16 protein-coding genes and 3 pseudogenes are annotated in these 20,024 nt (G+C 55.8%); 15 read left to right on the plus strand and 4 right to left on the minus strand.

Features of this window, described 5'->3' with window-relative positions; all coding sequences use genetic code 11:
* Positions 1–8 precede the first annotated feature (8 nt).
* The 7 genes from AC1TXO_RS14415 to AC1TXO_RS14445 all read left to right on the plus strand — a co-directional run bounded on the left by AC1TXO_RS14415 (position 9) and on the right by AC1TXO_RS14445 (position 7,029).
* Positions 9–986: a TIGR03756 family integrating conjugative element protein gene (locus tag AC1TXO_RS14415; RefSeq protein ID WP_486402384.1), complete on the plus strand. Its 978-nt coding sequence runs from the start codon at positions 9–11 to the stop codon at positions 984–986.
* Positions 986–2,341 (plus strand): integrating conjugative element protein, encoded by a 1,356-nt coding sequence (locus AC1TXO_RS14420; RefSeq protein ID WP_486406844.1) that lies wholly within the window; start codon positions 986–988, stop codon positions 2,339–2,341. Before AC1TXO_RS14415 ends, AC1TXO_RS14420 begins: the two co-directional genes overlap by 1 nt.
* Entirely contained in the window at positions 2,338–2,643 is a 306-nt protein-coding gene (locus tag AC1TXO_RS14425) for a hypothetical protein (protein WP_486402385.1), read from the plus strand. Before AC1TXO_RS14420 ends, AC1TXO_RS14425 begins: the two co-directional genes overlap by 4 nt.
* A 9-nt stretch (positions 2,644–2,652) precedes the next feature.
* Positions 2,653–4,191, plus strand: coding sequence for a conjugal transfer protein TraG N-terminal domain-containing protein (locus tag AC1TXO_RS14430; RefSeq protein ID WP_486402386.1), 1,539 nt, complete (start codon positions 2,653–2,655; stop codon positions 4,189–4,191).
* Between the two features lie 829 nt (positions 4,192–5,020).
* Positions 5,021–5,386 (plus strand): DUF3085 domain-containing protein, encoded by a 366-nt coding sequence (locus AC1TXO_RS14435; protein WP_486402387.1) that lies wholly within the window; start codon positions 5,021–5,023, stop codon positions 5,384–5,386.
* Positions 5,387–5,681: 295 nt separating this feature from the next.
* Positions 5,682–6,002: a hypothetical protein gene (locus tag AC1TXO_RS14440; RefSeq protein ID WP_486402388.1), complete on the plus strand. Its 321-nt coding sequence runs from the start codon at positions 5,682–5,684 to the stop codon at positions 6,000–6,002.
* A gap of 88 nt (positions 6,003–6,090) precedes the next feature.
* Entirely contained in the window at positions 6,091–7,029 is a 939-nt protein-coding gene (locus AC1TXO_RS14445; RefSeq protein ID WP_486402389.1) for an ArdC family protein, read from the plus strand.
* Between the two features lie 85 nt (positions 7,030–7,114).
* Here the strand turns inward: AC1TXO_RS14445 and AC1TXO_RS14450 are convergent, their stop codons facing one another.
* Both AC1TXO_RS14450 and AC1TXO_RS14455 read right to left on the minus strand, forming a co-directional pair.
* Complete coding sequence (locus AC1TXO_RS14450) at positions 7,115–7,480, minus strand: histone-like nucleoid-structuring protein, MvaT/MvaU family (protein ID WP_486402390.1); 366 nt, start codon at positions 7,478–7,480, stop codon at positions 7,115–7,117.
* Between the two features lie 124 nt (positions 7,481–7,604).
* Complete coding sequence (locus AC1TXO_RS14455) at positions 7,605–7,799, minus strand: DUF7740 domain-containing protein (RefSeq protein ID WP_130905569.1); 195 nt, start codon at positions 7,797–7,799, stop codon at positions 7,605–7,607.
* Positions 7,800–8,020: 221 nt separating this feature from the next.
* On the opposite strand from AC1TXO_RS14455, the gene mobH reads away from it, so the two are divergent.
* The 4 genes from mobH to AC1TXO_RS14475 all read left to right on the plus strand — a co-directional run bounded on the left by mobH (position 8,021) and on the right by AC1TXO_RS14475 (position 13,509).
* The gene (mobH, locus tag AC1TXO_RS14460) at positions 8,021–9,736 is read left to right on the plus strand and encodes a MobH family relaxase (RefSeq protein ID WP_486402391.1); all 1,716 of its coding nucleotides are present in this window, start codon (positions 8,021–8,023) and stop codon (positions 9,734–9,736) included.
* A gap of 365 nt (positions 9,737–10,101) precedes the next feature.
* Positions 10,102–11,259 carry a dsDNA nuclease domain-containing protein gene (locus AC1TXO_RS14465; protein ID WP_486402392.1) on the plus strand — a complete coding sequence of 386 codons (1,158 nt, stop codon included), beginning with the start codon at positions 10,102–10,104 and terminating at the stop codon, positions 11,257–11,259.
* The gene (locus tag AC1TXO_RS14470; RefSeq protein ID WP_486402393.1) at positions 11,256–11,741 is read left to right on the plus strand and encodes a hypothetical protein; all 486 of its coding nucleotides are present in this window, start codon (positions 11,256–11,258) and stop codon (positions 11,739–11,741) included. The genes AC1TXO_RS14465 and AC1TXO_RS14470 overlap by 4 nt, the downstream gene beginning before the upstream one ends.
* The gene (locus tag AC1TXO_RS14475; RefSeq protein WP_486402394.1) at positions 11,731–13,509 is read left to right on the plus strand and encodes a hypothetical protein; all 1,779 of its coding nucleotides are present in this window, start codon (positions 11,731–11,733) and stop codon (positions 13,507–13,509) included. Before AC1TXO_RS14470 ends, AC1TXO_RS14475 begins: the two co-directional genes overlap by 11 nt.
* Positions 13,510–13,569: 60 nt before the next feature.
* Here AC1TXO_RS14475 and AC1TXO_RS14480 read toward each other — a convergent pair whose 3' ends face one another.
* Together AC1TXO_RS14480 and AC1TXO_RS14485 are read right to left on the minus strand one after the other, a co-directional pair.
* The gene (locus AC1TXO_RS14480; protein ID WP_486402395.1) at positions 13,570–15,117 is read right to left on the minus strand and encodes a hypothetical protein; all 1,548 of its coding nucleotides are present in this window, start codon (positions 15,115–15,117) and stop codon (positions 13,570–13,572) included.
* Positions 15,086–16,090: a hypothetical protein gene (locus tag AC1TXO_RS14485; RefSeq protein WP_486402396.1), complete on the minus strand. Its 1,005-nt coding sequence runs from the start codon at positions 16,088–16,090 to the stop codon at positions 15,086–15,088. Before AC1TXO_RS14485 ends, AC1TXO_RS14480 begins: the two co-directional genes overlap by 32 nt.
* Before the next feature lie 744 nt (positions 16,091–16,834).
* Here AC1TXO_RS14485 and AC1TXO_RS14490 point away from each other — a divergent pair.
* From AC1TXO_RS14490 to AC1TXO_RS14505, 4 genes and pseudogenes are all read left to right on the plus strand, one after another.
* Positions 16,835–17,796 (plus strand): annotated as a pseudogene (locus AC1TXO_RS14490) (IS3 family transposase); the annotation flags it as partial.
* A 210-nt stretch (positions 17,797–18,006) separates the two neighbouring features.
* Complete coding sequence (locus tag AC1TXO_RS14495) at positions 18,007–19,065, plus strand: IS110 family RNA-guided transposase (protein ID WP_486402397.1); 1,059 nt, start codon at positions 18,007–18,009, stop codon at positions 19,063–19,065.
* A 12-nt stretch (positions 19,066–19,077) separates the two neighbouring features.
* Positions 19,078–19,281, plus strand: a pseudogene (locus AC1TXO_RS14500) (integrase core domain-containing protein); the annotation flags it as partial.
* 9 nt (positions 19,282–19,290) lie between these two features.
* A pseudogene (locus AC1TXO_RS14505) lies at positions 19,291–19,701 on the plus strand (transposase); the annotation flags it as partial.
* Between the last annotated feature and the right edge of the window lie 323 nt (positions 19,702–20,024).

Here is a 20,024-nt window from a genome sequence, read left to right on the forward strand (position 1 = left end):
GCGTACCCATGAACGTGACCGTTTCTACCCGCTGCAGATCACCGATACCCAAGAAGGCAGGCCGAAGTCGTGCGTTCACTGCGGCGGTTCTGCTCATCGCCACCGAGCAGTGCCTGGCACTGACCACCCCGACCATCATCGCCTCCGTCACTTCGCTGCAGTGCCTGGAATACCGGGTCGTCGGCATCTGCTACTGGCTGCTATGCACGCCGTTCGGCTGCACGGTGCGAACCTCGCCGAAGATCCGGCATTTCATTCCCGAGCTGGTCGTGTCGAGTTACGCCGACACCGGCGCCAACCCCTGGAGCGAGATATCGGCACTGTCGACACCGACGCCAGCGTCACAAGGGGGTGGCAACCTGATCACGCCTTCCCCGCAGCGCGATAACCTGCCACGGTTCAAGAATGTCGATGGCATCGGGCACCCAGGCGGAGCTGCCCTTACTGCCCTGGCGCATACGTTCGGCTATGCCTGCCCAAGGAGTGCCGTGCCGTTTGCACCCTATTACCTCAGCACGCTCGACCCCCTGGCGTGGCGCCAGGCCATTCCCGAATCTGTCTACCCGCAAGCACTGGTTCCGGGCATGCGCGAGATCGGCAACCAGGCACTCGGAGACATGTGGGGTAGCGTCTACCCACGCCACGGTTTTCTGGTGCAGCCCGACGATTTCAAGGCAGCTGCCGTAATGGCCCAGCGCGCCAGCGACTTCATCACCCGCGCTGGCCAGCCGCATGTCTACCTGCCGTTGCAGCCGATGCCCGCTCCCGGCTACTGGCCCCCGCAGCCGGTGCTGGAGAACAACGTCAACAACCATCGCTGGCAGCTGCTCGTCCCGGTGATCCAGAACACCTGCGCCATCTTCCCCAGCCCAACGATCCAGAGCGCCGACGGCACCTATGCCTGGTCGCTGTGGCGCCCCTATCGCTGCTGCCAGCGCATGGGCCAGACCTTCTTGTTCAGCATTGATTTTGACGGAGGCCAATGATGAAGACCTGCTCGCTCGGATTGCTGTGCTTCCTCGTCTATGCCGTGGGGCATGCCGCCGAGAACGGCTACCACCTCGGCGACCAGGCCGAGGTTCTGGACGACCGCGTGATGTACACCATAGGGGGTGGTTCGGCGGCAGGAGCGCCCTCCTCGCTCTACCGCCCCAATGGCCTTGGCGTGGGCATGTCCTGGCGCGCCAACATGATGTGCGGAAACATGAACCTGTCGAACACCCTGCAGAATCAGCTCAACGGCGCCACCCAAGGCTTCCAGCAGATCATGGGCAATGTGATCCAGAACGCTACGCAGGCGGTGATGTCGCTGCCGGCGATGATCATCCAGCGCGCCAACCCCGGGCTGTATGAGCTGTTGAGCAACGGAGTGCTGCAGGGCCGGATCGACTTCGACCGCTCCAAACTCACCTGCCAGGCGATGGCGGGGAAGATGGCTGACAAGGTCGACCAGGCCGGGTGGGGCGCGCTGGCGCAGAACCAGGAGATGCAGCACAACCTCGAGCAATCCGGCGGTGATGCCGTGACGGCAGTGAAAGACACCGAATCGAACAACGGCAACAACGGCGTCAGCTGGGTCGGCGGGCGAAAAGCCGGTGGTAACGGCCAGCAACCCATCCGGGTGACGTCGGACGTGGTCAAAGCCGGCTACAACCTGCTGCACAACCGGGCGGTCGAGGACAGTTCAGCACTTGGCTCGGGTTGCCAGAATGGCGCCATCTGCCACGCGTGGTCGAGCCCCGAGGAAGCCACCGAGTGGGCGACGCGAGTGCTCGGGGAAACCGAGGTTCAGACCTGCGACGACTGCGAGACGCTGCGGGTAACCGCCGGTACCGGCCTGTCGCCGTTGATCCAGGAAACCTACACGGCAAACCTTGAAGGCTTGCAACGCATGGTTTCAGGCGCCGAGCAGCCGACACCAGAGAACCTGGGCAAGGTCTCCAGCCCGTTGTTGCAGGTCTCCCGCGGTGTCATCGAGGGGCTACGCGACGACCCCGACCAGAACTTGCTGGCCCGACGCCTGGCCAGCGAGACCGCGCTCTCCAGTGTGATTTACAAAGCGATGCTGTTACAGCGCACGCTCTTCGCCGGCAGCCATGAACCCAACGTGGCCTCAGCGCAGCCCGCCACCAGCGCCCTCAAAGGCAACGTCGAAACCCTCGAACGCGAGGTGCGCCTGCTGCAAACCGAGCTGCAGGTACGTCAGGCGCTGGCCATCAACACCGCCAGCCTGGTCCTCGATCGCCACGCCGGCGGTGCCGACGCCTCGCGTAGCATCGATCAGCGCGATCCGGCGCCGGACCGACTGCGCCGGGCCGAACAGGAGAGGAGCACGCCATGATCTCGTTTTCGGTAAGGCCCACTCTCGCACGTGTGCTGATGATCCTCGGCGCCATGCTGGGCATGTTGCTGATTGCTGGGATGGCGCTGCACCTGTCCGTGACCCAGTTGAATTGGCTCGAACCTGCGCGAGGGACAACGCCCTACTTCGCGTGCTGGCGCGCGCTCTTGTACACCCTGATTTTGGCCGGTTGGGCCGCAGCGTTGCGAAGGCGGCCCACGCCTGCAGATCAACAACGGCTGAAGCGCCTGGGATTGATCGGCTTCAGCTCGATCATCCTGGTCGAACTGTCTCGCGTGTGAGGTGCAACTATGAACATGAGCACCAACAGCTACCTCGAGTTTTACCTTTCGCTGCTGGCCTGGATCATCAATAACGGCATCTGGAACACATTGGCGGACACCGGGCTGTTCGCCGCGCCCTTCGGTGCAATCATCCTGCAGGAATGGCTGTCGGCACGCCAACAGGGTGCCGACGAAGGCAACAAGGGGCTGTTGTCGATCCCTCGCGTCGAGAACCGGCTGTGGATGAGCTACGTGGTCATATTGTTTGGCTGCATGCCGTTCTTTCCGCTCAACCTGTCCTCCGTGAGCTTTGACGATGCGGCGAGCCAGCACTGTGGCGTGTCCATGGCCAAGCCCGCGGATACGGCTTGGGGCACAACCTTCAACACCATTGGCGAGAAGTCAGCGAAGGTGCCGGTGTGGTGGTTCCTGGTGCATGCCATGAGCAAGGGCATCACCGCCGCCGCGACCGCATCGATTCCCTGCGCACCCGACATCCGCGCGATGCGCATGGAGATCGACAGCTCGCGGATCAACGACCAGGTACTGCTGCAGGAGGTCGCCGACTTCACCCGAGACTGCTACGGCTTTTCCCGCTCGAGGTTGTTTACCAATCGGCCCGAACTGGACGAATCCCAGAGCTACGACGCGTCCTGGATTGGCTCGACCTACCTGCTCAACACACCGGGCTACTACGATACCGATCGCTCGCGAATGCCCAGGGTCGATTGGCCATACGACGAGACGAGAGATACCTCGCTACCCCAGCTCGACAACGGTGCAGGTTATCCCACCTGCAAGCAGTGGTGGAGCGATGGCACCATCGGATTACGTGATCGCTTGGTGGCTGAGGTCGATCCATCGCTGATGTCGCAGTTGCGGGGCTGGCTGACTGGGCGCACCACCACCGAGATCGAAGACGCTACCTTGCGAGAGCTGGTGAGCCCGCGGCAACAGTCATTGAGCATGGCACCCGGGCAGGTGTTCCAGGACTATGGCAGCAGCGCCCGGGGCGGCTCACTGACGCAAGGGCTCAACAACCTGGCCACCAACACCGGCCTGGCCCTGGGTTCTTTCAGCAACTTCCCAGCGATGAATGCCTTGCGTGCAGCCTTACCCATGGTTCAGGCCTTCCTGATCATGGGCACCATCATCAGCTTGCCCTTGGTGCTGCTGATCAGCACCTACCAGTTGAAGGCGCTCATGACGATCACGTTCGCGCTGTTCACTCTCCACATGCTGACATTCTGGTGGGAGCTTGCGCGCTGGATCGATTCGAGCATGCTGGAAACGCTATACAACCAGGTCTCCGCTACAGACCAGGCACTGTTGTCGTTGCCGACAGCAGGATTCATGGATGGGACGGTTACCGCGCAGGTGATCGAGTACGTGATGGGGGCGATGTTTGTGTTGTTACCAATGTTTTTTATTGGTGCGATGAGTTGGGCGGGATATAACGTTGGAAGTGGTATTCAAACACTTCTCACTCGTGGAACAGAGGCCGCTCAGACACAAGCTGCAAGAGGCACCTCACAGATTATGAGCGGCGGCCAGAAATTTAAATGAGGCATTATCTTAGCGACCCATATTCGTCATACAGCTCTGGATATTTATGCTGATGTCGAGGGTGACTAACCTCATGCACTCCAGGTTCATCGCTATCAGGTGCACTGATAGGCAGCGCCGCCATGATCCACAGAGCAACGATTCCCATCGCCAATACAAGCGCGACAGACGCAACTGCAAGGACGAACGCTAACTTGAACAGTCGCATACCAACCAGGCGATACTTGGGCGGGACAGATGCCAGAATTCTGGATTCTAAAACTCTCGTTTCGAGTCGGCGCACCATTCGCCCGGTTCCTACCGCAGCGGAAATAAAAAACTTGCCGATGCGGGTCCGACCGGAACTGGAAGAAGCTAGAGTCGACATTTGATCACCTCCCTAGCCGTCACTTCGCTCGAAGCTGAGCCGCTACAGCTAATTTGGATCCAAGCTTTAGCTTACTCCTGTGCCGCTGACTTCAATGACCGTTGATCACCTGGAACACGCCGATTATCGCCAGTGGCGCTCTGCAGACCTGCACCTGAAACTCATACGAATAGCACCATTGACGCCATGTCAGTTCGCTTGTTAAACCAGTTGTGCAATCGCTGGTTTTCCAGCATCCCAGGTAGCCATAACCTTTGAGGCTACGTCACGCACGTGATGGTTATCCCCAAATGCGATTCGCGCTCGGCAGCTCGCATGGTCGCCGTTCCCCGGTGATGAACGCCTTCTAATCTCCATAGCTCTCTGAGCCCGCGTCTTCGACGCACCCAATCCAATCCATTCCAGTGCTGGGAATTCTCCCGCCTGGGTGGCATTCCTCCGCACCTTTTGGAGGATCTCATCATGCTGCGTTTTACAGGCACTGAACTTCACGCCGTGTTAGCAGAGGCCGGTATCAACGGTTGCAGAGTCATATTGGTCAAAGACCACGGCGTCTACCTCATGTCAGAGGTTGGCGAAAGCAAGCCGGATGGCGGTGGGCGTAAACGCGTGGCCTATGCCACCGGTTGCAACCCTGCCGTCGACGACTTCGACACCTGGTGGAATCGCGCCCGCGATGAATTCGGCGGCGATGATTTTGCCGAGTACTTCGACGTCGATGATCCCGTTCTCGCCAGCCTTCGCGGCACTGCAGGTTCGCTGGTGGTGGAGGCTACCTCCACCCACCTGTACCTGGCCGCCGAGGTTGATACTGCGGGAAAACCTTGAGAGTAAAAGCAAGCACTTCGCGCTTCCCGAGAGGCACCTAGCGGACCTCTCGGGAGGCATTTCGCACTACGTTCAGACTGACTGGAGAACGCCGCTGGTCAGGAATTTCAGGCTGATAATCTTCCTTGGAAGGCCCTGGATAGCACCGCTCAAATGAGGTCAGGATCGGAGATTGACCCCACATTCAAGCGCGTTTAAATGGACGGACGCTACTTGCTCGACAGGTTGATCGGATCGTGCAAATGCACACTAAACCTCAAAAAGGTGACGTGGAATCTGCTAACCGGAGGCCACCATGTCCAGGATGAACCACCTCTCCACTGCCATTGTGTTGAGCCCAGGTGTTTGGCGGCAGTTCATTGAACCTGCCACAGACGAGGAACCGGTTGGACAGTCCGCACTGCGCTTGGCAGACCTGCTCGATTGCGCACTGACTTCTGCACCGCTCGCCCAGCGTCGTCCCATAGCACTGCAGCTCGACCGGCAGAGCCATGGCACTTTAGCAGTTGCCCATCTGCCGCCGCTTCAGCTGGCTCGGGTCACACCACGCAGCGGCCCGGCTTTTTTGCTCATCCGACTGACTGATGAGATCGCGGTAGACATCGCCGTCCTCTGACCCAGTTAGCACCTTCACTACCCCTTCTACCCCACCGGGAACCCTTCCCGGCCGGGCAGCGTTCCCCCCTTTACGACCGGAGAACGCCATGTCCGATATCTACCTAGACGTCACCAACAAGATCGTCAGTGCCCTGAGCCAAGGCGTAATCCCTTGGATCAAACCTTGGACTACCGCAGGTTCGAGCGCTGACTCCCCATTCCCCATCAACGCCATTACCCGGCGCCCCTACGCCGGCATCAACGTTCCACTCTTGTGGGCTGAGGCCCGCCTGCGAGGGTTCACCCAGGATCGCTGGCTGACCTTCAACCAGGCACGCAAGGCTGGCGGCCATGTGCGCAAGGGCGAGCAATCCACCCTCGCGGTACTGTATAAACCGATGAGCAAGGAGGCGCATGACGAGGATGGCCAGGTCGTTCGCGATGAACAGGGCAACATCAAATTGGTGCAGTTCGCGATCCTGCGCACGCACTGCCTGTTCAACATTGAGCAGACCGAAGGCTTGCCTGACGAGGAGCCAGCCTCCACCGAGCACACTGAGCCCGCGACCTTCATCGATCATGAGCCGGCAGAGCAACTGCTGGTCGCCAGCGGGGCGCGCATCGAGCATCGCTACAGCGATGACGCGTTCTATCAGCCGATTCGTGATCTGATCCAACTACCTACAAAGGCGCAGTTCGAAGACGTCGGCAGCTACTACGCAACGGCTCTGCACGAGCTGACGCACTGGTCAGGTCACCGTACTCGTCTGAACCGTGAAGGTATCACCGGCGGGCATGCACTCGGCTCCACGGCGTATGCCTTCGAGGAGCTGGTCGCAGAAATGGGCGCCGCGTTTCTCTGCGCACTCACCGGTACCACAGGTGAGTTGCGTCACGAGGAATACCTGGCGTGCTGGCTGAAGATACTCAAGGAAGACAAACGAGCCATTTTCCGCGCCAGTGGTCAGGCTCGGGAAGCTTCTGAGTACCTGTTGGCCTTGCAGTCTGATCAAGCCACTGATATGCCAGCTCGTCTCACCGCGTGATTCTACTCATCCAGCAAAAAGGCCCCTATCCGGGGCCTTTGTTTTATCCGCTGCGCGGCAGCCGCCGCCGTCAGGACGCCAGTGATTACTGCAGCCAGCTCTCGACGGTGTCCGAGCCATGCTCCTGCTTCCACTGCTTGAGGATCTTGTGGTTGCCGCCCTTGGTTTCCACAACCTCACCGCTCTGTGGATGCTTGTAGCGTTTCACCTCGCGAGGCCTGCGCTGGCTGCTGCTGGAAGCACTCGCGGTCGGTACGCTCAAGCCCTTGGCCGGATCCAGAATGCTGATCACCTGGCGCAGGCCCATGCCGTACTGTTCCAGCAACGCTTTGAGTTTCTGTTCAAACTCGATTTCCTGCTTCAAACCGGAGTCGTTTTTCATGGCATCCAGCTGTTGCAGCTGCGCGGCCAGTTGGGCTTCCAGTGCTTTGAACTCGGCAAGTTTGGACATGAATGATGTTCCTAGGTGTGGGACAAGTGCTGGGATAATAACTGAGACTGCGGATTTAGCCGAGGGTTTACTTAAAGCGCACGCGCTCTTGCACAGCGCCGGTTAAACGACCTCGCCTGTTTACTCAATCAGACAAGTGCTGACACAGGTGCGCCACAAGTTGCCTCGGGTTTGCGCTGTTCCCGATCTTAAACACGATATCGCGCTGGCTGCGAGGCAGCTTTTTCGCACAGCGTTTGGCCGCTGACCGGATGGCCGTATCCGTGCCATGAATCCGATCGGCCAATAACACGATCAATACCGCATCACTCAACGTCATCAGCGCCCCAGCTCTAGAAATCATGCCGGCAGTCTACGCCCTGAACAAAGGGATCGCTATTCCGAGCGGCCGCCGATCCCGATGGACCTGGCTTCGAATTATCACACGCGCGAAAAAGGCCAAGGCGGTAAAGGGTAACGGCGGCAATGGAAGGGGGCGCAAGGGTAAGAGCTCTATCCGAAAAGGCAAAAGGACCTCCCGAACGAACAGCAGGTCATACGATGAAACGCTGGTGGTTGAAAATTCGAAAAGGCGAGCTGGCAGAGCTCACTCCCACGCCCATCGCCGAGGGCTTCCTGCTCCCCCAGTCGGCCGAATCTCTGCTCGACGTAGATCACCGGAAAAGGCTGCTCGAACGTATCTGGCAGTATACGGCCCTCTCCGAAGCGCAATTTGATCAGCTCTACCTAGAGCCCATCTGCCGCTACGTCAGCTACGTACAGCAACTCCCGGCGAGCGAAAGCCATCATCACGCCTATCCCGGAGGCATGCTCGATCACGGATTGGAGCTGGTGGCGTGCAGCCTGAAACTACGACAGTCCTACCTCCTCCCCAGTGGCGCAGCACCGGAAGACCAGGCCGCACAGGCCGACGCGTGGAGCGCCGCGATCGCGTACGGTGCCCTGCTCCATGACATCGGCAAAATCGCCGTAGACCTGCAGGTCGAGTATCAGAATGCCGAACGCTGGCACCCCTGGCACGGCCCGCTGAACCAGCCCTACCGTTTCCGCTACCACCCAGGCCGCGATTACAGGCTGCACGGTGCCGCGGCGGGGTTGCTCTATACGCAGATCCTATCGCCCGCCCTGCTCGACTGGCTCAGCGATTACCCCGAATTGTGGAGTCAATTGCTGTTTCTGCTCGCCGACCACTACGAGCACGCTGGGACCCTCGGGGAATTGGTGCTGCAGGCTGACCGTGTCTCCACCGCGCAAAACATCGGTGGCAATCCTGCGAAGGCTTTACAGGCGCCCAAGCACTCCCTGCAGCACCACTTGCTAACGGGACTGCGCCATCTGGTGAAGAACGAGTTTAAGCTCAACCAGCCCGGCGCGGCCGGCTGGCTCACCGAAGACCACCTATGGCTGGTCAGCAAGACCACGACCGACAAACTGCGCGCACATCTACTGGCCCAGGCTGTGGACGGTATCCCAACCTCCAACATCGCCTTGTTCGATGAGCTGCAGTCACATGGATTGGTGGAAGCGACACCGGAAGGCAAAGCGGTTTGGAACGCCACTGTCACGGACGGTGACTGGCAGCACCGCTTCACCTTCCTCCGCCTGCAGCCGAGCCTGATTTGGGCCGATGAGCTCCGACCGGATTTTTTCGGTGGCACTGTTGAGCCGACCGTAGACCCACCATTGACCGGTGAAGCCGGGGAGTCAGCCCTGGGTAGTCCACAGATTTCAGCGGCAGAAAAACAGCCCACTGCTGTGCCGCTGAGTCAGGAGTCCGACTATCTCGACGAATTGATGGACATGCTGCAGGAGCCGACAGAGCTCCAGGCTGAACCAACTGCGGAAAGCCTCCGGCGTACCATTTTGCCGCACCAAGATGACGCGGGATTAGCCTTTTTCGAGTGGCTGCGCGAAGCTATTCACAGTCATCGCTTAGTGGTCAACGATAGCAAGGCCAAGGTCCACACCGTGGACGGTACTTTCTTCCTGGTCACGCCTGGCATTTTCCAACGCTACGTTGCTGAGCATCCAGGGCAGCCTGAACAACGCGACCAGGAAGAACCTTGGCGGCGCATTCAACGTCAGTTTGAGAAGCTGGGCATGCATGTAAAGCGGCCAGACGGGCAAAATATCTGGTCGTGCTCTGTAAAAGGACCACGCAAACAGTCCCTCCTCAATGGCTACCTCCTGCAAAGCGCTCAGTTGCTGCAGGATCCGGCACCTACGGACAACCCGTTTCTGAGCCTAAATCATTAGCAGCAAGTTAGAGGTGCCGCCGGATACGTCCGCGTGAAGGTTCGAAAGGGGTAAGAAGACGTTTACTGATAGCGTTTTGCTACTTATGATGTTTGAGCTTAGAACGGACGAGGCCCGGGTATCAGGGCCAATTGCAGCGGATGCGATCTTCCATGCCACCTTTTTTCTTATCCTCAACGCGCAGCTCACCAGCACACGCTGATACGTTAGCAGTACGCCTCTGTAGGCCTTGCCGCAAGTCAGGCGCCTGTAAGTTGACTTTTCCTTTCCTAGCCAACCTGGGAGGGAGTTCATCGCTCAGCCTCTTTCCAGTGCTAACCGTCTCAGTCCGGCTCCTGAAAAGCGCTGAGCTATTGAGTGCCTCTATGAAACTTCATGACGTGAAAGCCCGCGAGCTCAACGGGCGAGATACAATTCATCGCTTTAAAGCGCAATTCAGAGCAGCTAGCCTGGAATGCCTGGCGCTTTTGGAAAGCAGTTCTGTCGACCGGGTGTTCTGTGACTTCCATGAGGACTATGTAGTCAAGCTGGTTGACGAGAGTGGTACTCGATACCGATTCGTTCAAGTAAAAACAAAGACCAAACAAAATCACCTATACAACATCCTGGAAATATTCGGGATAAAAAAAAGACCCAAAAATGCTGAGCACGACTTAGCAAATAGTTTTGCAGGAAAACTACTGCTACACATTGAAAGCTTTGGGGATGCCTGCTTATCCGTGGTCATATGTACCAATGTAAACTTTGACGACGAGGTAGAAGCCCTGATTGCAGATGCAAATTCGGGAATCTCATCCAGCAAAATTACCCCAACGTTGATCAGCGAAACAAAAAACCTGATTCCCAGCCTATCTGGAAAAACGGATAAAGAAATTCTAAGATTTTTGTCCCATCTGTCACTAGAGCCCAGAAAGCAGATACTCAACGAAGAAGACGACTCATTCTTATCGAACGCACACAGCAAAATCTACAAATATAGCGAGATCAATCTCCACCCCAAAGAAATTCAAAAAATCATCATTCAGCTCCTCTCCCGTATTGAAGACAAGTCCTCATATCAGCTTGATGGTACGATCACCGAGGAGATCCTGAATGAAAAGGCCAGCATTGCAGTTGATGACCTTTTGGACATCCTTGCACTTTCGCGATCCGCGTATCATCTATTGAAGTCTGGAGGCGACCCTAACGCGGTAAAAAGCGTATCCATTCTGCAGCGAATGCTACAACGCAACAACTTCAAAGAGGACACCATAAACAGCTTTGCAGGCTTTAAATCTAACTGGGAAGCTTGGTATAGGGTAAACCGTCACTCCATACAAGAGTTCACACTTTTAAAAATGCAGAGTAAGATCGGCGAACTTGCAGAAAAGCTATCCAGCGGTAGGGTTGATATGGATACCATCACAAGCGCCGTCGAAAATCTCAGAGCAGAGCTGTGCAGCATATCTGGGCGGGCCGATCTAGAGGACGGGCTGGTATTCGGAGCGGTATTATCTGATATGGTCAAGGAAGAGCTGCTATGAATTTTCAAGAAGTTATGAGGGTCGCGCGGACGGAATCGCAGCACCTTCGAATTTCCTACTCCTCCAGGTCCTGCCGAGACGTATTGGGCAACGAGACGCTTTTTCACATCCCGCTAATTGCTTTAACCATCGTAATGTTAGCTGGTAGCCGTGCGAAACCAAAACGAGATGACATAGGCATGCTTATAGGTACCTGCTTTGAGCAAAGCATTGCGAGCTTTAAAGGCTCAACTCAAGAGCTTGGCTGGTCTGCAAACCTTCGTGTGAGAACGGTTAAAGCCCTCACTTTCTTGGAAGATACCGGTCTAGTGTCCGTAAACAAGAGCAACTCGCGGATCGAGACAAGTGATGCCGGCAAAAAATTCATTGACAAAGTACTGAACCAAGAGAGCCAGCTTTGTTTAGCACTTTTGACTATAAAACGATCGTACCGCAACATTTGTAAAGAACGTGACATTGAGGCCAAGCTTGATGAAATTTGAATCCCTCCAGTTTTCTCCAAGCCATGGTGCAGGCTGGGCTTCCGAAGAGCTAGTATTTGGCCGAGCAGTGACACAGCTTTACGCCCCAAACGGAAGCGGAAAAACCCCTCTCATTCAGTCGATTATGTTCTGTCTAGGACTAGAGGTTCAGTTCCGAGAGGACGTCGTCCGTAACACGTCAAAAGTCACTCTTAAAGTCCTCATCAATAGCCAGACCTTATCATTCAGCAGAAGGCTTGGTGAAAAGTTTGATCTTACCATAAGCGACGCCGATAAAACTATTAATCGATTTTACAATGAAGAAGACTTTTCCAGGTTCATGTTAAAAGTGCTAGGTCTTCGTGATGACAGACTCACCACAAACGGCAACACCAGCACCATCCCTTATTTCTCAGCCATTCTGCCCCTTTTCTATCTTGACCAAGATACTGGATACTCAGACTACTATGTACCTGCACGCCAAAGCTTCATCAAGGGCCAGTACGCTGAAATGATTCGCCTGGCAGTAGGACTGCCAGCCAGAAGCTCGTTCGATAGTGCGAAGAAATCAATTGCTCTAAAACAAGAACTTGAATACTTAGACAAGACAATCAATGATAGCCGAAAACTTATTGATCGCCTTCGACAAGATCTTTCTCCGACCAAAAAAAACGAGATTGATACAGACCGAGAGATTTCAGCACTTAAGTCAAGACTCGATGAACTGAAGTCCACCAAGGACATCAAGAGCGAGACCATTAACAGCTTCGATCATCTTATCACCGAGATGAGGCGTCAACATCGCGACATGACCACCCAACAACTGGCGCTTGAAGCAAAAATAAAAAGCTCTGCACAAATCAGACAAGAAATCGAAAGCGAGATTGAAACACTAGACTTGAATGAGGAAGCTCGCCGTGCATTCATGTCTTTCAGCGAAATTTGTACTACCCCATCATGCGGGATGTTCTTGGTAAGCGCGGACTCATATGGAAAGAGCCTGCTCTACCTACGCGACCAAATAAAAGATCTCGACACGGTCAGCACTGCAAACATACAGCAGGCCGAGGCCATTGCCACACAAAAAACCTGGATTGAACGTCAAATTTCTGAGCTTTCGGAAAAGCGTGGCTTAGCAGAACGCGAAGCTGGCATCGAAATGTTTATCGAAGCGATCAGCAAAATTGCGTCAGAAATTTTCGAGCTTGAACTGGAAAAAACCAAACTCAAAAAATACCAGGCGCAAGAAAAGTCGCATCTTGAACTTCAAAGCCGCCGCAACAAAACGTTGACGGAGCAGGAATCACTAGGCCCACAACGAGAACAATCGCTTGAAGTGGTAAGATTTAAGCGAAACCTAGCCGAAAAAATGGCCGACTGGCTTAACACTCTGAACTCAAAAAACATATCTAGAGACATCCGTATCGACTCAGACCTGAAGCCAGTTCTCGGAACAGAGAAAATTGGGATCATCAAAGGCAGCTCCAAAGCCCGTACAGTCCTGGCCTTCCATGCCGCTCTGTTTGAAATTTGTACTTCCGATCCAAGCTCGCCATTTCGCACGCTAATCTTTGACACGCCACGCCAACAAGAAATCCACTCAGAAGACCTGGACGCTTACTTTAAACGCCTGAAGTTAATCGCCACTCAAAATGATGCGCAGATTGTATTCTCAACAACCAGCTATCGATTTGAAATTGATCCAGATCTGGATGCGGAGTGGCTCCCACGATTCAGCGGCTTCGAGCAACCGATGTATCTGGGCGATTTTCAGAACCTGATGAATTAAAAGGGATTGGAGGCATTCATGCCGGCGGGATTTGGCCGGCCATGATGCCTAGGCTGCCCCCTACGTACCCGCGAAACTGCGCGGCACTATCGCATCTATACGCATGGCAAAGATTCCTCGGTCAAAGCTCACTGAGGGAGGCTTCTTTTTTTCTGGCGGCTTCGCTGGAGTTCTCTGTTCTGGCACCGGTTTCAGTTGGGGTGGTAGTTCGCTGGCTGGTGGCTGCATGCTTGTGGGAGCTGTTGCTGGAGTAAGGACTGCCGGTGTTACCGCAGATGGAGCGTTGTAAACGAAGGCGAAGACTGCGATCCCCAGCGCCGCAGCGCCGAGCATCGTCAGACCTTTGCAACTGACCCTGTAAAAGAATCTCTCGGCCTGCTCAATAGGATCGCCCACCATTTTCTTGAATTCCGCTTCCGAGAGGAAACGATACAGCTTCGACTGCCAATCCTGGCGCAGCTGTCGCTGAATGTTGATGAATTTACGGCCAGACATCACGCTCAACGTCGTATAGCCGAATGCAACCACCATCACGAGTGAAATGAGGTATGGGTTGATCTGCAACGTGAGCCGCGCAACGATCAAGCCCAAGCCCACAGTCAGCGCTGTCGAGATCGCTGCAATCGCCTGGCGGGTCGCCTCTGTCGCTTTGGAGGTTTCTTCCGTGACGGCCTTGCGAAGGTCTCCCAGGGATTTGAGGGTGTCTTTGGTGATCTCCGAGACAGCCATCTGGTAGGCGATCTTGGCGCAATCCAGAGCCGCAGCAAGGTTGTCTCTGAAGTACTGAAGTGCCTCTCCGTCCGCCCTACCCGATCGAGCGATCTCAGCGGACAGCAAGATGTGCCTCACCTCGGCTTCACGTGCGTTATCGAACACCCAAACGGCGGCATCCTGTACGGCCTTGAAATCATTCAGCGTGATCTGCGCAGCGCCATCGTCCGCTTCAGCAAGCGTCAGATCGAGCTTGGGCGGCCCTTTGAAACTGAGCTTGCTACCAGTCGCGTCGATCTCGTTCGCGAAACAACGGCTAAGGGCGTCAGAGGCCTGGGTTGCCCAGACCGCGTGCAATGGGTCAGCTTCATCGAGCACATGGCCCTCTGCGAGCAACCAATGCCGAACGTCCTCAGGCACGGTGCGGACGTCAGCTGATTCCTTCACCAAAAGCCGGGGCGATTTCGTCGCTTGAGATTCAACATAGGGCTCTGCTATACCCCAGTCGCTATACGCGCGAGCCCGTGAATTAAAGGGCTTCAGGAGGCCCAGAACGTACCATCGTGATGCGGAATGACCGTTGCTGAGGAAGGCTTTAAAGCCCGCCTCGGTGGCCACGTACAAGGCTGCAGTCTGATCATGCTCCAGCGGAAGCGGTTTCTCCAGCTCAGCGCGAAACGGCCCGAAAGCCTCATCTCCCTCTTCGACCTCGGTTTCGCCACCCGCGCTGTCATACATGGTGGTCGACCAGGCAGCAGCGGAGGCGGCCTGAACGATTGATCGAGCAGCATCAGCAGGTAGGTCAGACACAATGAGAGTGGTATTCCCCTCAGTGATCAGCGCCTGACCTTTACGTGACAGGTCGTTAAGTAGGCTGGCCAGGCTTTGGTGTGACAACGCTGTCCTCCGTGACCCTATCTGTATCCACTATAATTTGCTTCTTGCCCCCTTTTAGCTCCACCACCTTGACGTTCGGGTTTTCAGCTCGGTCGGGAAACAGAATGGTGACGCCCTCAGTCGTGACGATCTTGCGCATGTACGGCTGCCGAAGGATCTTGCGATCAGGCTCAAAGCTGAGCTCATGTAATTTGCTCTTTTTAACACGCGTACGGGTTTCTTTCTCAAGGCGACCGGCTACTTTCTCATCTTTTGGATGACCTGCAGCCAGCATTACAGCCTCCACAATCGCATCTTCATCAATCAGCTTGCGGGTACCGAGGTTTGCTTGGGCTTTCTTCAACGCTTTGGCCACATCTTGGCCTGGCAGATGGTCGATACAGGCCTGGAGCGCAGCTTTAAGCACTTTGCGAGTAAGTTCGCTGAGCTCCGTGTCCGAGACGTCCCTAGTCACCGACAGGAAGTCGGCGAAGTAATCAGCCAGATCTACGCCATGCTTCGTGCGGTCGGTGGCCGAAACATTTTTGTCGGCAGCCCCAGCAATTACACGGACGAGCGCGGTCTTCTGGATAGCCTTTTTTTCGTCTACCAGAGCGTTCACAATCCGGCGCAGCGTGTTGCCTAGAGCACCGTCGTTCTGCTCCAGAGCGAGCTTGTAGTCGTACTTGATCAGGCTGTAGATCTTCACGTTAGGGTCTTTGACCGAAAGCTCGAACATCAACAATACCCCATCGGCACTGCCTCCGACGTGCGCCCGATTAAAGCTAGCAGCCATGCTCTGAGCGCCATCAACGAAAGGTGTGGCCCCCGTGGCAATGGCTTCAATTTCATTCCGGGTCGTAGAAACAGCCTTAAACATGAACACTGGCGCAGCAGCCATGTCTACAATTTTACCGATAAAGAATGCTTCCTCCTCCAAGGCGCGCTCCGGCTGTGCCTCGAAGTTCTTAGTGCCCACCACGTGCAGGATCATCCGAGTAATCCTGAGTGAATGTATTTCTTCGTCCGAAAAAAAGCTCATGCGATCTCCATGTGGGCAACCTTCTTGTTAGGCAAGAGGAGCCGCTCGCCCCGGCAAGCACCTCGGCGGCAATTACGCATCGATTGCAGCCTGGCTGAGGCCGGTGCCATTTCCGTGAACGTGGGATCAGGCGTGATGCAGTGGTCGGAGCATATACGGAAGATCTGGCAGTCTGCCAGTATGTTCACCCGAGCGTCATTGGGGGCGAGCTGCCATGACTTTACGAATGCAGGGGCTTTAAGGTGCACCTCACTCGCTTGCGCAACGCTGTCTCAGAGATGCACTGTCACTCGCAATGCCTTGGTGCAGAAGTGGTCCTCCCACCCCGACCACTCATCGGCCAGATCCAAAGCAATCCATTCAGAGCCAACGCCCAAAGTATGGGCTGGGGTATGGGCTAAAACCGATCAGACACAAAAAAGCCCTGACTTATCAGGGCTTTAATGAGAATTAGTGGCGGAAGCGTAGTCATTCGAAGTGTGTTTCCACTCCCGACCACCGGCATCCAAAACCCGACGCCCGGCCGCTCTAGAACAGCATATTTGGGGTAACTTGAATGTTGCCGCAGTCTTCTAGCTTCCGCCCAGTTCCGCCTGTTTCCTGGCTACGAGTGGGGGACCAAATGGGGGACCTGTAGTGGTCTACTAACCCCGGACACCCATTTAGGCGAGAATGCTCGCCACAGAGAGGTGTCTGATGACCAAGCAACGTCGTACCTTTACCCCTGAGTTCAAGCGCGAAGCCGCCTGCCTGGTGCTCGATCAAGGCTACAGCCATGCCGAAGCGGCCCGTTCGCTCGGCTTGGTGGAATCGGCCCTGCGTCGGTGGGTTAATCAGCTTCAACAGGAGCGCGGTGGCATCACGCCGGCCAGCAAAGCGCTGACGCCAGAGCAGCAAAAAATCCAAGAGTTGGAAGCCCGGATCACGCGACTTGAACGCGAGAAATCGATACTAAAAAAGGCTACCGCGCTCTTGATGTCGGAAGATCTCGAGCGTACCCGCTGATTCGCCAGCTCAGCGACCATGAGCCCGTTGATTGCTTGTGCGAAGTGTTCGAAGTCACTCGCTCAAGTTACTACGCACATTGTCACAGAAGGCGAACTCCGGACGTTGAACGACTGCGGTTGCGCAGTCGAGTGAGTGAGTTGTTCACGCGATATCGAAGTGCGCCCGGCAGCCGTACCATCATGGCAATGATGCAAGAAGAGGGTGAGCAAATCGGGCGGTTCAAGGTACGCCGCCTGATGCGTGAGCTGGCGTTGATCGGCATGCAGCCAGGATCACATGCGTACAAAAAGGCCACAGTGGAGCGGCCAGATATTCCGAACACCTTGAACCGAGCGTTTGATGTCGACGCGCCAAATCAGGTCTGGTGTGGAGACATCACTTACGTCTGGGCACAGGGTAAATGGCACTATCTGGCAGTTGTCCTGGATCTTTATGCACGCAGAGTGGTGGGTTGGGCCTTATCAGAAAAGCCGGATGCAGAACTTGTAGTCAAAGCGCTGGAGGTGGCTTACGAACAGCGCGGAAAGCCTCAAGGACTATTGTTCCACTCCGACCAGGGTTCGCAATATGGCAGCCGTCTGTTTTGCCAGAGACTGTGGCGTTATCGCATGCGCCAGAGCATGAGTCGCCGAGGCAACTGCTGGGATTCTCAGTTCACTATGCTCAAGAGCGTCAGCTCAATCTGACTCGTGCTGGGATTGGCTAGCTAGATGCCTTGGTGTTGACCTGTCGATTGATCGCTGACGTTCCCTGGCACTGCCAGGCTTGGCGTCTGTGACTTAATAGGAGCTTTGTGCTGCACCGCGAGAGTCCTGTCCTGCGTCCAAGGTCGGTAGTGCGTAAACTCAGAGGTATTACGCATGAACACTGCAAAACTCACTGAGGTCATCCTAGGTGTGGATACGCATCTGGATGTCCATGTTGGCGCCCTGATCAACGTGAATGGGCAGCTGTTAGGTACTCTTGCTGTAGATACACAGACTCGCGGCTACCTTAAGTTGCTGACTTGGGCAAGGTCATTCGGGTGGCTCCAGCGGGCTGGCGTCGAAGGCACTGGTACGTACGGCGCTGGGCTTGCACTTGTACTTCGCGAACACGGCATTGCTGTTTTTGAAGTGAACCGCCCTGATCGATGCAAGCGCAGATTGGAGGGAAAGTCAGACCCTACCGATGCGGAAAGCGCAGCTCGTTCGGTGCTGGCGGGGAGCGCCACTGCCATCGCTAAAACCCATTCAGGCGCTGCCGAGGCAATGAGGGAGATTTCTGTCGTCCGCCGAAGTGCGGTGAAAGCTAAAACACAAGCTATCAACCAGATCAGATCACTGCTGGTCAGTGCTCCTCAAGAAATCAGAGAGCGGCTCTGGGACGTCAAACCTGCGATTTGCGTCGACAACTGTGCACACATTGGCTCACTGGGGCACGCCCCATTCCTGAGCGCCCTGACTACATCGCTTAGACTTCTGGCTAAACGCTGGCAGGCCCTTGCGGCAGAGTTGCAGGAGCTAGATGACACGCTGGACTCGCTAACGCAGCAGTATGCACATCGCCTTCGTAGTCAATTCGGTGTTGGCCCTCAGACAGCGGCCACTTTAATCTCCGTTGCAGGGGATAACCCTGAGCGACTGAAAAGTGAGTCCGCTCTTGCTGCGCTCTGTGGTGTTAACCCGCTCCCCGCATCATCTGGTAAAACGGTGCGTCATCGCTTGAATCGTGGGGGGGATCGATCCGCCAACAATGCGCTATGGACTATCGCGATGGTAAGAATGCGCAGTGACCCGAGAACCAAGGCGTATGTGGCGCGCAGAACGGCCGAAGGGATGTCGTGCAAGGAAATACAAAGATGTCTGAAGCGCTACATCATCCGAGGCCTATATCCACTGATTTTGGCCGACTTGAGCGAGTCGAGGAGCGCTGGTTGACATAGGAGCGTCAATGCACCGATGGAGCGAGTATTTCGCAGCTTGAAATCAGAGTGGATACCGACCACGGGTTACCCGACCGGGCAGCAAGCTCAACGAGACATTGGCCAATACCTGATGAGCCACTACAACTGGATTCGACCTCATCAGTTCAACAATGGACTGGCTCCGGCAAAAGCTGAAGAAAAACTCAAAACCGTGTCCGGGATGAGTTGACCACTACACGGTGAGGTGATCGGCCGGCTCAAACGCCAACACCGCAGCACGGAGTTTCTCGCTTTTCTGAGAGAGATCGATGTGTCAGTGCCTGCCGATATGCCGGTTCTTCTGATCATGGACAACTATGCGACTCACAAGACCGACAAGGTCAGGGCGTGGTTTGCGGCGCGACCGCGATACAACATCCACTTCACGCCTACCTCGGCATCCTGGCTGAATCTGGTTGAGCGGTTTTTCTCAACGTTGAGCGAGAAGTGGATCAAGCGGCAGGCACATGTCAGCGTTAAGTATCTGGAGGCGTCGATCGAGCACTACCTGGAAACCTACAACGAAAACCCGAAACCATTTCGGTGGCACAAGAAGGCCGAGGACATCCTTGCCTCAGTCGCTCGTGCAGCGCGAGCGCTGGGCAAATGATTTTCAGTGGTACTTCTGAAACACCACACTAGTGGACAGCCGTCGGACTCAGCTAGCAGCGATGGGCGAAGGCCCTTGCTGCGCGCAGTCTCTGCTGCTTACGCTTGTACCCACTGGCCGAACATCCAGCATAGAGCTGCGAAGGAATGGACAGGATCGCCAACAGGAGCGGCCATGGAACACTTCGTACCATTCGTGATTGAAACCTGTGAGATGGAAGGTTCATCTGACAACATGGGCTACCCTTTGATGCCTGATTTCGAACACCCTTGGTCACGCTGCTGCGCTGATGATCGCGTCGTACTGGTATGCGACCTTGCTGA

This window comes from Pseudomonas sp. FA117, from assembly GCF_057370475.1.